The sequence below is a fragment of the Citrobacter sp. Ct235 genome, assembly GCF_030332305.1.
Taxonomy (GTDB): Bacteria; Pseudomonadota; Gammaproteobacteria; order Enterobacterales; family Enterobacteriaceae; genus Citrobacter_A; species Citrobacter_A telavivensis.
In genome coordinates this window covers 122,391-136,334 of the sequence record NZ_JAOWIC010000002.1, presented here as the reverse complement: position 1 = coordinate 136,334, position 13,944 = coordinate 122,391, and the positions used below count along the sequence as shown (strand labels likewise).

Here is a 13,944-nt window from a genome sequence, read left to right as displayed (position 1 = left end):
ATAGTGACGTATGCGCATTCATATTTTGGGAATTTGTGGCACGTTCATGGGCGGTCTGGCGATGCTGGCGCGCTCGCTCGGTCATGAAGTAACGGGTTCGGACGCCAATGTGTATCCGCCGATGAGTACCTTACTTGAGAACCAGGGGATCTCCCTGATTCAGGGTTATGACCCCAGTCAGCTTGACCCGCAACCGGACCTGGTGATCATTGGCAATGCCATGACCCGTGGAAATCCGTGCGTTGAGGCGGTGCTGGAAAAAAACATTCCGTTTATGTCCGGTCCGCAGTGGCTGCATGACTTTGTGCTGCGCGATCGTTGGGTGCTGGCCGTTGCGGGAACGCACGGTAAAACCACCACCGCGGGCATGGCGACCTGGATTCTTGACGTCTGCGGTTATAAGCCAGGTTTTGTGATTGGCGGTGTGCCGGGGAATTTTGACGTTTCTGCGCGTCTGGGCGAAAGCGACTTCTTCGTGATTGAAGCGGATGAGTACGACTGCGCCTTCTTCGATAAACGCTCCAAATTCGTACATTACTGCCCGCGTACGCTGATCCTCAACAACCTTGAGTTTGATCATGCGGATATCTTTGACGATCTGAAAGCGATCCAGAAGCAGTTCCACCACCTGGTCCGCATCGTGCCGGGTCAGGGGCGGATCATCTATCCGGAACACGACATCAATCTGAAGCAGACGATGGCGATGGGGTGCTGGAGCGAACAGGAACTGGTGGGCGAGCAGGGTCACTGGCAGGCGAAAAAGCTGAATGTTGATGCCTCGGAATGGGAAGTGTGGCTGGACGGCGAGAAGGTCGGCGAAGTGAAGTGGTCGCTGGTTGGCGAACACAACATGCACAACGGCCTGATGGCCATTGCTGCGGCCCGTCACGTTGGCGTGCAGCCGGGCGATGCGGCCAATGCGCTGGGATCGTTCATCAACGCCCGTCGCCGTCTTGAACTGCGCGGCGAAGCGAACGGCGTCACGGTCTATGATGATTTCGCGCATCACCCGACGGCGATTCTGGCAACGCTTGCGGCGCTGCGCGGCAAAGTAGGCGGCACGGCACGCATTATCGCCGTACTGGAGCCGCGTTCTAACACCATGAAGATGGGGCTGTCCAAAGACGATCTGGCACCGTCATTAGGCCGTGCGGATGAAGTGTATCTGCTGCAGCCGCCGCATATCCCGTGGCAGGTGGCGGAAGTGGCGGAAGCCTGCATCCAGCCTGCTCACTGGAGTGGTGATGTGGATACGCTGGCAGAGATGATCGTGAAAACGGCGCAACCTGGCGATCACATTCTGGTGATGAGTAACGGCGGGTTTGGTGGTATTCACCAAAAACTGTTGGATGGCCTGGCGAAAAAAGCCGAAGCGCAAGCCGAAGAGTAATAAAAAGGCCCGGTGGCGCTGACGCTTACCGGGCCTACGTGCTTGTAGGCCGGATAAGACGTTTCGCGTCGCCATCCGGCATTCACGCCGGGTTACATTACGCTTCGTTTTCCGCCAGTTCGCGCAAATACTGGAAGATCTGACGCGCGGATTTCGGCGGCTTATTCCCTTCTTTCTCTTTCTTCGCGTTGCGGATCAGCGAGCGAAGCTGCTGGCGGTCGGCGTTTGGCCACAGGTTCAGCACTTCCTCTACCGCGTCATCCCCTTCGTCAATCAGACGATCGCGCAGATGCTCAAGCTTGTGAAACAACACCACCTGCTGGTTGTGGCGGTTTTTCAGCTTGTCCAGCGCCTGGCGAATAGGATCAACCTCACGCAGGCGCAGCATTTTACCAATCAACTGCAACTGGCGGCGGCGACCTTCCATTTTGATCCGCTGGGCCAGCTCAATGGCGGCACGCAGGTCCGCATCAAGCGGGATTTTGTCCAGCGCGTTTTTCCCCAGATCCACCAGTTCCGCGCCCAGGCGTTTGAGCTCCTCGGCGTCGCGTTTAATTTCACTTTTACTGACCCAGATAATTTCATCGTCTTCGTCTTCGATGTCATCACCGGGAACGTCGTCGAGCCAGTCTTCGGGCTGCTTAGTCATGTCAGGCTCCTTAAAAAAAGAGGCTAATGTTACCAGTTAAGATGCGCACTGAAAAACGGTTCTCTGTTAGACTTCAGAGAAACTCTCTACATTATGGCATTTGCGATGAAAGTAATCTCACAAGTTGAAGCGCAGCGTAAGATTCTGGAAGAAGCGGTCTCGACAGCGCTGGAGTTAGCCTCAGGCAAATCGGACGGGGCGGAAGTCGCCGTAAGCAAGACGACCGGCATCAGTGTCAGCACCCGTTATGGTGAAGTGGAGAATGTCGAATTCAATAGCGATGGCGCGTTGGGAATTACCGTCTACCATCAGAACCGCAAAGGCAGTGCCTCATCGACTGATTTAAGCCCGCAGGCGATTGCCCGTACCGTCCAGGCGGCGCTGGACATCGCGCGCTACACCTCGCCGGACCCTTGCGCAGGTGTGGCCGACAAAGAGTTGCTGGCTTTTGACGCACCGGATCTGGATCTGTTCCACCCGGCAGAGGTTTCTCCGGATGAAGCCATCGAACTGGCGGCGCGTGCCGAACAGGCTTCTTTGCAGGCCGATAAACGTATCACCAATACGGAAGGCGGCAGCTTTAACAGCCACTATGGCATTAAAGTGTTCGGCAACAGCCACGGCATGTTGCAGGGCTATTGCTCCACCCGCCATTCACTTTCCAGCTGCGTGATTGCCGAAGAAAACGGCGATATGGAGCGCGATTACGCCTACACGATTGGTCGGGCGTTGGGCGATCTGCAAACGCCGGAATGGGTTGGCGCAGACTGTGCTCGCCGCACGTTATCCCGCCTGTCACCGCGTAAACTCTCGACGATGAAAGCACCGGTAATTTTTGCCAACGAAGTGGCGACCGGGCTGTTTGGTCACCTGGTTGGCGCGATTGCAGGGGGCTCGGTGTATCGCAAATCCACTTTCCTGCTGGATTCGCTGGGAAAACAAATTCTGCCTGAATGGCTGACCATTGAAGAGCATCCGCACCTGTTAAAAGGACTGGCTTCCTCACCGTTCGACAGCGAAGGTGTACGTACGCAACGTCGTGACATTGTGAAAGACGGTGTGCTGACCCAGTGGCTGCTAACCAACTACTCTGCCCGTAAGCTGGGGCTGAAAAGCACCGGTCATGCAGGCGGCATTCATAACTGGCGCATTGCCGGGCAGGGGCTGAGCTTTGAGCAGATGCTCAAAGAGATGGGTACCGGACTGGTGGTCACCGAACTGATGGGCCAGGGCGTGAGCGGCATCACCGGGGATTACTCCCGTGGCGCAGCCGGTTTCTGGGTCGAAAACGGGGAAATTCAATACCCTGTAAGCGAAATCACCATCGCCGGAAACTTAAAAGAGATGTGGCGCAATATTGTTACCATCGGTAACGATATTGAAACACGTAGCAATATACAGTGTGGTTCAGTTCTGTTGCCGGAGATGAAAATCGCCGGACAATAATCCCGGATGGCGCGACCTGCCGCGCCAAAACAATAAAAAAGAGGAAGTGAGCAATGCGTAAAAAACTACTGGCGATGCTGGCGGTCTCCACTCTGGTATTGAGTTCGGCAACGGCGTTTGCCGCCGAACTCGAAGACAATATGGAAACGCTTAACGATAACCTGAAGGTGGTCGAAAAAGCGGATAACGCAACACAGGTGACAGAGGCGTTAACCAAAATGCGCGCTGCCGCGCTTGATGCCCAAAAAGCGACGCCGCCAAAGCTGGAAAGCAAAGCCTCCGACAGTCCGGAAATGAAAGATTTTCGTCATGGTTTTGACGTCCTGGTCGGTCAGATCGACGGTGCGTTGAAGCTGGCGAAGGAAGGGAAGGTCAAAGAAGCGCAGGCCGCCGCGGAAGAGTTCAAAACCACCCGCAACGCCTACCACAAGAAGTATCGTTAATGGCGTTTCTCCCCTGATGCCTTCAGCCGGGGCTTCAGGGGAAATAATAAAAATAACGGTCTTTTCAACCTGACTCTCCTGAACCAGGCCGCCCTCTTTACAAGGGCGGCCTTAATCATTACTTCAGATTCGTTTTGAAGAACGATGTCAGCTTTTCGAACGGAATCAGGTCAGTACGGTCATACAAATCGACATGACCAGCCCCGGGAACGACATACAGCTCCTTCGGTTGAGCCGCACGTTTCCAGGCATCTTCGCTGAACTCTTTCGAATGCGCCTGGTCCCCGGTAATAAACAGCATGGGGCGCGGTGAAATCGTTTCTATATCGTTGAATGGATAGAAATTCATAAATTTACCAATGCTGCTTAACAGCGGTTTGGTGGTCAGTTCTTCTTTCTCACCCTGCGGGGTGTAGCCGCCTCGCTCGGTACGGTAGAAATCAAAGAACTCACGCTGAATGGCCGGCGTTGAGTCATCCAGCTTGTTAACGGTCCCCGGGATATACGCCTTCTCTGCGCCTTTAAATTCAGCAAATCGCTGCTCGATAGCTGATTTAATAAAGGCCTGACGCTGTTCTGGCGTCTGGGAATGATTCAGACCATGACGGAACGCCGAGCCCATGTCGTACATGCTGACAGTGGCAATCGCCTTCATACGTGGATCGATTTTGGCTGCACTGATTGCAAAGCTCCCGCTGCCACAGATACCCAGTACGCCGATGTTCTCTGGGTCAACATACGGCTGGGTACTGAGGTAATCGACCGCCGCGCTGAAGTCATCTGCATAAATTTCCGGTGAAACCAGATGCCCCGGCTTTCCTTCACTTTCCCCCCAAAAAGAGAGATCGATCGCCAGCGTCACAAAACCCTGCTCTGCCAGTTTTTGCGCATACAGATTCGAGCCTTGCTCTTTGACCGCGCCCATCGGATGTCCGACGACAATGGCCGGGTTTTTCGCATTCTGATTCAGCGTCTTTGGAATAAACAAATTTCCCACGACGTTCATCTGGTACTGATTCTTAAACGTGACCTTTTGCTGGGTAACGTTATCGCTTTTATAGAAGTTGTCCGCGCCTTTTGACATATCTGCCGCGGTGGCGGCGAATGAGCTGATTAACAGCCCCAGCGCCAGGGTCATATTTTTCATGAGTTTCATCCTCTCGTGTCGTGGTGTGTTTTACGTGATGTCAGAATGGTCATTCCTGTGGCGGCGAGTAGCAGCCCACCGCTCAGAGCAAAAGTGCTTTGCCAGCCGGTGTAATCAAATGCCAGGCCGCCTAGCGTTGAACCCAGGGCGATAGAAAGCTGGATCACTGCGACCATCAGTCCGCCGCCTGCCTCGGCATCATCCGGCAACGTGTGTGCTATCCAGGTCCACCAGCCTGTTGGCGCTGCTGTTGCGATCAGCCCCCATAACCCCAGTAGTGGCGCAACCATCCAAATGTTGTGGCCCGTCAGTATCAGCACTGCGGTGATAGCCGCCATCAGTAAAGGGATAGCGGCAAGCGTCGAGTACAGGCTCGCTCTTAAAAAGGTGCTAATTATCAACGTGCCAATGAAGCCCGCTACGCCAATAGTCAGTAAAATCAGGGACAAGGCGCGTATATCCACTTGGGTGACGGTTTCAAGAAACGGGCGAACGTAGGTGAATAACGAGAACTGCCCCATGAAGAACAGCCCACAGGCAAAGAGGCCAACTGCCACAACGGGACGTGAGATCAGACGAATAACAGAACCGTCGGCGCGTGTGTTTTTGTCGACCGTCATCGTGGGCAAGCTAAAGCACTGCCAGATGAAGGCCACGATAGCGACCGGAACAAGGCAGAAGAAAGCGCCACGCCAGCCAATCACGGCACCAAGATAACTACCGAGTGGCGCCGCGACGACGGTTGCCAGGGCGTTTCCGCCGTTGAAAATAGCTAATGCGCGAGAAACCATGTGTTGTGGCACCAGGCGAAGCGCTGTGGCCGCAGACATCGACCAGAACCCGCCAATCGCAATGCCAATCAAGGCGCGACCCGCCATATAAATCAGGTAGCTGGAGGCCAGCGCGACAATTGTTGCCGATAACGCCATTAGCGCCGTCATGCCGAGCAGCAGATATTTTCGATTCAGATCCCTGGCCAGTGTGGAAAGCGACAAGCTGGTCAACACTGCCAGCGCGCCGGAAATGGCAACTCCCTGTCCGGCCAATCCTTCACTCACCCCTAAATCAGTGGCGATGGGAGTCAGCAGGCTGACTGGCATAAACTCCGATGCGATAAGTACAAAGACGCACAACGTCATCGCAAATACGCCGCTCCAGTAGGCGCGTTCTTTAAAAGGTGTTGTTTCGCGGGTGAGTGTGGGCATTAACGGCAACCTCTGAATATTGCCCCTCCGAAATTCAGGCAAGCCGGGGCCGGACGTTATTCATGGGAATAACGACAAAAAGTGCATAAATAAACATGCAGTTCACGATGATCTCTTGCGAAAAGTTTTACACGGCAGGCGTAGGTTGACTAGCTAATGAATGCTTAATAGGCTTATAAGATTAGCTTATTAATCGGAAAAGCCTGACAGATGAAACGCAATCTCAATGACCTGCTTTATTTTGTCACCGTTGCCCGCGAAGGAAGTTTTACCCGCGCGGCGGCACATCTTGGTGTCACACAACCGGCTCTCAGCCAGGCGATTTCCGCTCTTGAGAATCGCCTGCAAATTCGACTTCTCACCCGCACCACCCGCAGCGTGTCCCCCACCGCTGCCGGAGAACGGTTGTTGCAGTCCATCGGCAACCGCATTGATGAGATTGAAGCCGAACTGGATATGCTCACTGAGCTGCGAGACAAACCCGCCGGTACGGTACGAATCACCTGTGGGCCGAACGTTTTGCGTACCACACTGTTACCTAAACTGACGCCACTGTTGCGTGAATACCCTGATATTCATATTGAGTTCGACGCCAATCACGGTTTTCGCGATATTGTCGCCGACCGTTTCGACGCCGGAGTGCGGCTGGGCGACACGATTGATAAAGACATGATAGCCATACCGATTGGACCAGAACTCCGTATGGCGGCCGCAGCCTCGCCGGATTATTTTTCGCGTTATCCCATTCCACAAACCCCCCATGAACTGACGCAACACTGCTGTATAAATCAGAGAATGGTGAGATCGGGTGGGCTGTATGTCTGGGATTTTGATCAGGACGGCGGCGACTTGAACGTGCGGGTGAGCGGGCAAGTGACGTTCAACACGTCAGAACACATTGTCTATGCTGCTCTGGAGGGGATGGGAATCGCTTTTTTACCGGAGGAAGAGTTCGGTGAACATATTGAGAAAGGTCGATTAATCCGTGTGCTTGAACCGTGGTGTAAGCCTTTTCCTGGGTACTATTTGTATTACCCCAGCCGCAAACAAGTCTCTCCCGCGTTTTCACTGGTGATAGATGCTCTGCGCGTTAACCGTAAGCGTCCATCCGTAGAGAAGAAAAAGTGATTCAGGAAACCAGCCTGTCGCATTGATATAATCCGGATGGCAGCAATATATTTTTATGCCCTAATCTGTCCGCTTGTGGTTCGACGCTACCTGCGACATGTAGACCTGGCAGCGTCGAATAAGAAGGGGGCCGGATTTATAATTTCACTTTGATGATTACTTTAAACTGATATTTTTATTTTTCGCCCACTTTCTTAATCTTCCATTCGCATTGGCGTAAGGCGAAGAGGTGTTAAATGAGATCATTCGCCCCATCGTCCATTTTGTGTACCACGGTTTACCGTATAAAACATCATCAGTACGTTCATTAATAAGCCGCACAATTTCATTTTTTACAGCCTGCAATTCAGCGATCAGGGAATCATAGCTTAACGCACTGTAATCCTTGTAAAATTTTTGAGCAAGGAGGCCAAGCTGGTTCCATTTATAACCTGTTTCCGGAAAATCGACCGGCTGACCTTTCGCATCAAAAGTGATCCACTTTACAACCAGAGAATTCCATCCAAGTAGATACGAAACAAGGTCACGAACGCTCATCTCCGTCCCTTTGGCGTGCCCATCCATTGAATCATCGGAAGTCATTTCGTTCGGGATTGAATTAAGATAACCGATTAATTTACTGAAATTTTTATCAATGGCTAAAAGTAATTCAGCTTTTGTTTGAGGCACGCTCATAAGGAATTCCTTCTCATTTAAGAAAATGACACCATGATGAAACGGTGTGGTGTTTTAACATCGGGCCGTTATTTTCTCTCTCCTTGCGTCATGTCTTGCAAGGATTCGTCATAACTCTTTTCGATAATACGGCTCAAAAGCGCACTCTGCTCACAGTTTCAGACTTTCTTCTCTGCTGGCGTCGCCACGAAACACCCTCGATATCTGTGAATAAAATCACACTTTCCCAGCGATAAATCATCAAAACCCCCTTTTTTGTGGAACAGATCACTATTGCCACTCGCCTTTCCACTTCGAAGTGGAAAACAACTCGCTACAAACTTTTGACCCCCACCGCTAGTTTTAACTCAGAGCCATTAACGGGGTAAGACGAGTGAATAACGGAGCAGTAATGAACGACATGGGGGACCAGGTGGCGCAGATTGGTGAACTGGCCGATCGCATGCTGGCGCAAGTGTATGCCTTGCTGCGTGAACATCACATCATTCCCAACGCCGTACAGGAACAAATGCTGACGTCTCACGTTCGCGCCATGGCGCACCGGTCGGTGACCGGAGAGCCTTTGCCGGAAGTGGAAGCCAGTTTGTTTGATGAAATTTCAGCCGATTCAATGGCGCTTGCCCGCGACGTGGTCGCAGCGTTTGGCAATCTTCCCGAGGAAGAGGCCTGGCTGCTGTCCGTCCACTTTGAAGTCGCGAAAGACAACCTTTAAGGAGCAACAACATGGAACAGATTACAGTCGTGATTGGCGATCGTCTGGGGAAAGGCCAGAAAGTGGCAGCAGGCGTCGAGAAAGCCGGTGGCCGTGCGGTGGTGGTACCGGGTGTCGCCGCGGATATGAAACTGGGGGACGTGATGAAAGCGGAAAACGCCACGTTCGGCATCTCCTTTTGCGGCAGCGGCGGCGCGGGCGCTATCACCGCACAGAACAAATACGGCTACAAGGCTAAATACGGGATGCGCTCTGTGGATGAAGGCGTAACGGCGATTAACGAAGGCTGCAACGTGCTGGGGTTCGGCTTTATGGATAAAGAAGAGCTTGGCGAGCGTCTGGTTCAGGCGTGGCAGAAAAAATACGGCACCTAAGTATGAAAGAACAATTCACCACAACGGTGAGAGTCACCGGTAAAGGCGAAGCCAAAACGCGCGCCTTTGCCGATGCCCTGAACCACGTTCAGGCCGCGGTCATGAAGGCATCGCCGCATATTTTACTGCGTATTGAGCCACAGGATGTGCAGGTTGTTCAAGCGCGTGAAGCGGTGCGCAAAGAAGCGTTTTTGTTCTTCTTTCTGCGCCGGGAACGACGCACTTACAGCGTGGAGCTGGATGTGACCGTCAACGTGACAGCCATCAATCTGGACAAGGTGGATTTTGTCTCGCAACGCTGATTCTTGTTAAGAAGGCATAATTATGTTCCTGATAATTTTAATAAAATCGCTCATCATCGGTGCCCTCGTCGGCGTGGGTGTGGGGGCCGGGGCTGCACGCATGTTTCATGCGCCTACCACACAGGGGATGGGTGCGTTTCGAACTCTGGGGGAACTGAACTCCTGTGAAGGGGATCCGGCTTCTCACTTCTCGTTTGGCCTGGGCTTTTTCTTCAACGCCTGGGCCTCATCCGTTGCGGCGGGCTCGTTCACACAGGACGTGGATCACCGCATTATTCCTAACTGGGGCGCGGCAGCGCTGATGATCAAAAACCGCAACGTCGGTGAAACGCTGCATGACCCGAAAAAGATGGCGATTGCCTGCGGCATCATCGGCATGATCGTCGTGACCTTCCTGAACCTCACGGCCTCTTCCGTACCGGAAGCGTTGCAGGTGACCGCCGTTAAGGTACTGGTTCCTGCGGCAAACCTGCTGGTCAACACCGTGATGCCAGTGATCTTCTGGCTGGCGGCAATCGATGCCGGTAAGAAATCGGGCTTCTGGGCAACCGTTTTCGGCGGCGCGGCGCAGTTGATCATGGGTAACGCCGTTCCGGGTCTGGTACTGGGCATCCTGATCGGTAAAGGCGTTGAAGAGAGCGGCTGGAACCATGTGACCAAAGTGATGATGGCGGCGATTGTTCTGCTGTTCGTCCTGAGCGGCTTCTTCCGTGGCTTCGACATGAAGATGATCGAATCCTTCCACATGACCGTGCCGAACTGGCTCGAACTGATCCACAACTCGCTTAGCGGCAAATAACGGAGGCCACAATGGAACAGAATAAAGGTTTTTGGTTTGCCGACTGGTCTTTCCCGATCTTCGTTGGCCTGCTCTCCTCCGGCGTATTTGCCGGGACGCACATGTACTACCTGTACGGGATTGGCGCGTTCAACGAAGTGGCTTTCGTGGCCATGCTGAAAGCGGGAATTGATACCGGATCGTACGGCGCGGTGGCGGCATTTGGTGCCAGCTTCCTGTTCGCCCGCATCATCGAAGGTTCTCTGGTGGGGATTCTGGATATCGGCGGCGCGATTCAGACCGGTGTGGGTCTGGGGGTTCCGGCGCTGCTGCTGGGCGCGGGCATTATGTTCCCGGTTGAGAACTTTATCGCTTCTCTGGCTACGGGGCTGGCGATTGGTCTGGCGATCGGTTACGTCATCATTCTGGCGCGTAAGTTCACCATCAATCAGAGCGATTCGACCTACGGGGCGGACGTGATGATGGGGGCCGGTAACGCCTCGGGTCGTTTCCTCGGTCCACTGATCATCCTCAGCGCGATGACGGCGTCGATCCCTATCGGCGTGGGTTCTTTGGTCGGCGCACTGCTGTTTTACATCTGGCAGAAACCGATCACCGGCGGCGCGATCCTTGGCGCAATGATTTTAGGTTCAATCTTCCCGATTGCGATTAGCTAACCCTCGGCGGGCGTGAAAACGCCCGCACTAACAGGAGAGAGACATGTTTGATTTACTCCTGCGCCGTGCGCGTCTGGTTGACGATACGGTCTGTGACATCGCCCTGAAGGACGGCAAAATCGCCGCGTTAGGTGAGATAAATGACCCGGCGGTGAAAACCGTTGAGCTCAACGGCGAGTGTTACGTCAGCGCCGGATGGATTGATTCCCACGTCCACTGCTATCCAAACTCCCCGATTTATCACGACGAACCGGACAGCGTAGGCATTGCCACCGGCGTGACAACCGTTGTGGATGCGGGCAGCACCGGAGCCGACGATATTGATGATTTTTATACCCTGACGCGCGAAGCCGCGACGGAAGTCTATGCACTACTGAACATCTCCCGTGTCGGACTGATTGCGCAAAACGAGCTGGCGAATATGGCCAACATCGACGCCGACGCGGTGAAGCAGGCGGTAAAACGTTACCCCGATTTTATCGTTGGCCTGAAGGCGCGAATGAGCAGCAGCGTGGTGGGTGAAAATGGTATTACACCGCTGGATCGCGCCAAAGCGATGCAGCAAGAGAACGGTGATTTGCCCCTGATGGTTCACATCGGCAATAACCCGCCGGATCTGGATGAGATTGCGGAGCGCCTGACGGCGGGCGATATCATCACCCACTGCTACAACGGAAAACCCAATCGTATCCTGACGCCGGAAGGCGAACTGCGCGCGTCGGTCACCCGGGCGATTCAGCGCGGCGTGCGTCTGGATGTAGGGCACGGCACGGCCAGCCTGAGTTTCGCGGTGGCGAAACGCGCCATCAGCTTGGGCATTCTGCCGCAGACCATCAGCTCTGATATCTATTGCCGCAACCGTATCAGCGGCCCGGTGTATTCACTGGCGAATGTGATGTCGAAATTCCTCGCCATCGGAATGTCGCTGCCGCAGGTCATCGACTGCGTGACGGCCAATGCCGCTGACGGCTTGCGCCTGAAATCTAAAGGTCGCCTCCAGCCTGGTCTGGACGCTGACTTAACCCTCTTTACGCTGAAGCATCAGCCAACCGTGCTGATGGATGCCGAAAATGACAGCTTACAGGCTGAGAAGCTGCTGGTGCCGCTTGCCGCAATACGTGCGGGCAAGGGCTATATGACCGAACAAGGGAGCGCGGAACATGCCTTCGATTTTTGAGAAATACCATTTAAAGCAGGTGATTAATACCTCCGGACGTATGACGGCGCTGGGCGTTTCCACGCCGCGCCCGGAAGTGGTGGAAGCGGCGATGGCCGGCATGAACCAGTACTTTGAAATGAAAGATCTGGTGAATAAAACCGGGGAATACATCGCGAAGCTGCTGGATGTAGAGGGAGCGACGGTGGTCTCCTGTGCGTCGGCGGGTATCGCCCAGTCGGTGGCTGCCGTGCTGGTTCAGGACAGCGACTGGCTGTTGGAAAACCTGCACGTCACGCCGATTGAAAATAACGAAATCGTGCTGCCGAGAGGTCATAACGTCAACTTTGGCGCGCCGGTCGGCACGATGGTGGCGCTGGGCGGCGGCAAGCTGGTGGAAGCGGGTTATGCCAATGAGTGCTCTGCCGCACAGCTGGCCGCGGCGATCACCCCGCGTACGGCGGCGATCCTGTACATCAAATCCCACCACTGCGTGCAGAAAAGTATGCTCAGCGTTGAGCAGGCCGTCGTGGTGGCGCGTAAACATAATCTGCCGCTGATTGTCGATGCGGCGGCGGAAGAAGATCTGCAGTGCTACTACCGTTCCGGCGCGGATCTGGTGATCTACAGCGGTGCGAAGGCCATTGAAGGGCCAACCAGCGGACTGGTCATCGGTAAAACGCAGTACGTCGAGTGGGTGAAACGCCAGACAGCGGGCATTGGCCGGGCGATGAAGGTCGGCAAAGAGGGCATTCTCGGTCTGACCTGCGCCATTGAACTCTATCTGCATGCTCAGAAAGAGAGCGGCGCGGAGATGGTTGAAAAAATGACGCCGTTTATTGACGCACTCAATGCACTCAACGGGGTGACCGCTCGCGTGGTTTGGGATAGCGCCGGACGGGATATCGCCCGTGCAGAAATTAAGTTCGATGAAGCCGTTACCGGCATCGCGACGGGCGAACTGGTGGAAGCGCTCAAGCAGGGCGAATACGCGATTTACTTCCGTGGCTACAAAGCCAACGAAGGGATTATTGAAGCGGATGTGCGCAGCGTAGACCGCGCACAACTGGATATTGTGGCGCGCCGTATTGGCGACGTAATTAATCAGGAGAAACAAGCATGAAACTGACCCCGAACTTTTACCGCGATCGCGTCTGCCTGAACGTATTGGCTGGCTCGAAAGAGAACGCTCGAGATATTTACGATGCGGCGGAAGGTCATGTGCTGGTCGGCGTGCTCTCCAAAAATTACCCGGATGTCGAAAGCGCGGTGGCGGATATGCGCGACTACGCGAAGCTTATCAACAACGCGCTGTCTGTCGGGCTGGGGGCGGGCGATCCGAACCAGTCGGCGATGGTCAGTGAAATCTCCCGCCAGGTTCAGCCGCAGCACGTCAACCAGGTGTTCACCGGCGTGGCAACCAGCCGCGCCCTGCTCGGGCAGAGTGAGACGGTGGTTAACGGTCTGGTATCGCCAACCGGCACGCCAGGTCTGGTGAAAATTTCCACCGGGCCTCTGAGCAGCAAAGCGGCAGACGGCATTGTCCCGGTCGAAACGGCTATCGCATTGCTGAAAGATATGGGGGGGAGCTCGATCAAATACTTCCCGATGGGGGGGCTGAAATGCCGTGACGAATATAAAGCGGTGGCAGAGGCCTGTGCGCGTCATGATTTCTGGCTGGAACCGACCGGTGGCATCGATCTGGAAAACTACGCTGAGATTTTGCAAATCGCCCTCGACGCTGGCGTAAGCAAAATCATTCCTCACATTTATAGTTCTATTATTGATAAGGTAAGTGGGAACACCCGTCCGGACGATGTGCGCCAGCTGCTTGCGCTGACCCGGACGTGTGTAGGTTAAAA

Annotated in this window: 16 protein-coding genes; 12 read left to right on the top strand and 4 right to left on the bottom strand. The window is 54.3% G+C overall.

Going from position 1 to position 13,944, the window contains the following annotated elements; all coding sequences use genetic code 11:
- Positions 1-10: 10 nt before the first annotated feature.
- A complete protein-coding gene (gene mpl, locus OGY35_RS00605; protein ID WP_152401743.1) occupies positions 11-1,390 on the top strand; it encodes a UDP-N-acetylmuramate:L-alanyl-gamma-D-glutamyl-meso-diaminopimelate ligase in 1,380 nt (459 codons plus the stop codon).
- Positions 1,391-1,487: 97 nt separating this feature from the next.
- On the opposite strand, the gene yjgA is transcribed toward mpl, so the two are convergent.
- Positions 1,488-2,039, bottom strand: a complete 552-nt coding sequence (yjgA, locus tag OGY35_RS00600) for a ribosome biogenesis factor YjgA (RefSeq protein ID WP_286631154.1) — start codon at positions 2,037-2,039, stop codon at positions 1,488-1,490.
- A gap of 93 nt (positions 2,040-2,132) precedes the next feature.
- On the opposite strand from yjgA, the gene pmbA reads away from it, so the two are divergent.
- Both pmbA and cybC read left to right on the top strand, forming a co-directional pair.
- Complete coding sequence (gene pmbA / locus OGY35_RS00595; RefSeq protein WP_152401747.1) at positions 2,133-3,485, top strand: metalloprotease PmbA; 1,353 nt, start codon at positions 2,133-2,135, stop codon at positions 3,483-3,485.
- A gap of 53 nt (positions 3,486-3,538) precedes the next feature.
- Positions 3,539-3,928 (top strand): cytochrome b562, encoded by a 390-nt coding sequence (gene cybC, locus OGY35_RS00590; RefSeq protein WP_152401749.1) that lies wholly within the window; start codon positions 3,539-3,541, stop codon positions 3,926-3,928.
- A 118-nt stretch (positions 3,929-4,046) separates the two neighbouring features.
- Here cybC and OGY35_RS00585 read toward each other — a convergent pair whose 3' ends face one another.
- Positions 4,047-5,075 (bottom strand): alpha/beta hydrolase, encoded by a 1,029-nt coding sequence (locus OGY35_RS00585; protein WP_286631153.1) that lies wholly within the window; start codon positions 5,073-5,075, stop codon positions 4,047-4,049.
- A gap of 5 nt (positions 5,076-5,080) precedes the next feature.
- Entirely contained in the window at positions 5,081-6,280 is a 1,200-nt protein-coding gene (locus OGY35_RS00580; protein WP_286631152.1) for an MFS transporter, read from the bottom strand.
- Positions 6,281-6,490: 210 nt separating this feature from the next.
- Between OGY35_RS00580 and OGY35_RS00575 the strand changes: the two genes are divergently transcribed.
- Positions 6,491-7,408 carry a LysR family transcriptional regulator gene (locus OGY35_RS00575; RefSeq protein WP_152401753.1) on the top strand — a complete coding sequence of 306 codons (918 nt, stop codon included), beginning with the start codon at positions 6,491-6,493 and terminating at the stop codon, positions 7,406-7,408.
- A gap of 156 nt (positions 7,409-7,564) precedes the next feature.
- Here the strand turns inward: OGY35_RS00575 and OGY35_RS00570 are convergent, their stop codons facing one another.
- Positions 7,565-8,083 (bottom strand): ClbS/DfsB family four-helix bundle protein, encoded by a 519-nt coding sequence (locus tag OGY35_RS00570; RefSeq protein WP_152401755.1) that lies wholly within the window; start codon positions 8,081-8,083, stop codon positions 7,565-7,567.
- Positions 8,084-8,456: 373 nt separating this feature from the next.
- Here OGY35_RS00570 and OGY35_RS00565 point away from each other — a divergent pair, with 373 nt between their 5' ends.
- The 8 genes from OGY35_RS00565 to dagF are packed head-to-tail and all read left to right on the top strand — an operon-like array spanning position 8,457 to position 13,942.
- Positions 8,457-8,795 (top strand): glycine dehydrogenase, encoded by a 339-nt coding sequence (locus tag OGY35_RS00565; protein ID WP_162200254.1) that lies wholly within the window; start codon positions 8,457-8,459, stop codon positions 8,793-8,795.
- Between the two features lie 11 nt (positions 8,796-8,806).
- Positions 8,807-9,169 (top strand): SFCGS family glycine-rich protein, encoded by a 363-nt coding sequence (locus OGY35_RS00560; protein ID WP_178826701.1) that lies wholly within the window; start codon positions 8,807-8,809, stop codon positions 9,167-9,169.
- A gap of 2 nt (positions 9,170-9,171) precedes the next feature.
- Positions 9,172-9,471 (top strand): DUF4312 family protein, encoded by a 300-nt coding sequence (locus OGY35_RS00555; RefSeq protein ID WP_046495547.1) that lies wholly within the window; start codon positions 9,172-9,174, stop codon positions 9,469-9,471.
- 22 nt (positions 9,472-9,493) lie between these two features.
- Positions 9,494-10,270 carry a DUF4311 domain-containing protein gene (locus OGY35_RS00550; RefSeq protein WP_042321636.1) on the top strand — a complete coding sequence of 259 codons (777 nt, stop codon included), beginning with the start codon at positions 9,494-9,496 and terminating at the stop codon, positions 10,268-10,270.
- An 11-nt stretch (positions 10,271-10,281) separates the two neighbouring features.
- Positions 10,282-10,926: a DUF4310 family protein gene (locus tag OGY35_RS00545; protein WP_042321639.1), complete on the top strand. Its 645-nt coding sequence runs from the start codon at positions 10,282-10,284 to the stop codon at positions 10,924-10,926.
- Positions 10,927-10,969: 43 nt separating this feature from the next.
- Entirely contained in the window at positions 10,970-12,103 is a 1,134-nt protein-coding gene (locus tag OGY35_RS00540; protein ID WP_152401757.1) for an amidohydrolase/deacetylase family metallohydrolase, read from the top strand.
- Positions 12,087-13,205, top strand: a complete 1,119-nt coding sequence (locus tag OGY35_RS00535) for a DgaE family pyridoxal phosphate-dependent ammonia lyase (RefSeq protein WP_152401760.1) — start codon at positions 12,087-12,089, stop codon at positions 13,203-13,205. The genes OGY35_RS00540 and OGY35_RS00535 overlap by 17 nt, the downstream gene beginning before the upstream one ends.
- A complete protein-coding gene (gene dagF / locus OGY35_RS00530) occupies positions 13,202-13,942 on the top strand; it encodes a 2-dehydro-3-deoxy-phosphogluconate aldolase (protein ID WP_286631151.1) in 741 nt (246 codons plus the stop codon). Before OGY35_RS00535 ends, dagF begins: the two co-directional genes overlap by 4 nt.
- Positions 13,943-13,944: the final 2 nt, after the last annotated feature.

Bases quoted from the DNA above. Each gene is read 5' to 3' on its own strand.
- OGY35_RS00560 (WP_178826701.1), top strand. From the start codon at position 8,807: ATGGAACAGATTACAGTCGTGATTGGCGATCGTCTGGGGAAAGGCCAG.
- mpl (WP_152401743.1), top strand. From the start codon at position 11: ATGCGCATTCATATTTTGGGAATTTGTGGCACGTTCATGGGCGGTCTG.
- pmbA (WP_152401747.1), top strand. From the start codon at position 2,133: ATGGCATTTGCGATGAAAGTAATCTCACAAGTTGAAGCGCAGCGTAAG.
- OGY35_RS00540 (WP_152401757.1), top strand. From the start codon at position 10,970: ATGTTTGATTTACTCCTGCGCCGTGCGCGTCTGGTTGACGATACGGTC.
- OGY35_RS00535 (WP_152401760.1), top strand. From the start codon at position 12,087: ATGCCTTCGATTTTTGAGAAATACCATTTAAAGCAGGTGATTAATACC.
- OGY35_RS00585 (WP_286631153.1), bottom strand. From the start codon at position 5,075: ATGAAAAATATGACCCTGGCGCTGGGGCTGTTAATCAGCTCATTCGCC.
- OGY35_RS00550 (WP_042321636.1), top strand. From the start codon at position 9,494: ATGTTCCTGATAATTTTAATAAAATCGCTCATCATCGGTGCCCTCGTC.
- OGY35_RS00570 (WP_152401755.1), bottom strand. From the start codon at position 8,083: ATGAGCGTGCCTCAAACAAAAGCTGAATTACTTTTAGCCATTGATAAA.
- cybC (WP_152401749.1), top strand. From the start codon at position 3,539: ATGCGTAAAAAACTACTGGCGATGCTGGCGGTCTCCACTCTGGTATTG.
- yjgA (WP_286631154.1), bottom strand. From the start codon at position 2,039: ATGACTAAGCAGCCCGAAGACTGGCTCGACGACGTTCCCGGTGATGAC.
- OGY35_RS00545 (WP_042321639.1), top strand. From the start codon at position 10,282: ATGGAACAGAATAAAGGTTTTTGGTTTGCCGACTGGTCTTTCCCGATC.
- OGY35_RS00580 (WP_286631152.1), bottom strand. From the start codon at position 6,280: ATGCCCACACTCACCCGCGAAACAACACCTTTTAAAGAACGCGCCTAC.
- OGY35_RS00575 (WP_152401753.1), top strand. From the start codon at position 6,491: ATGAAACGCAATCTCAATGACCTGCTTTATTTTGTCACCGTTGCCCGC.
- dagF (WP_286631151.1), top strand. From the start codon at position 13,202: ATGAAACTGACCCCGAACTTTTACCGCGATCGCGTCTGCCTGAACGTA.
- OGY35_RS00555 (WP_046495547.1), top strand. From the start codon at position 9,172: ATGAAAGAACAATTCACCACAACGGTGAGAGTCACCGGTAAAGGCGAA.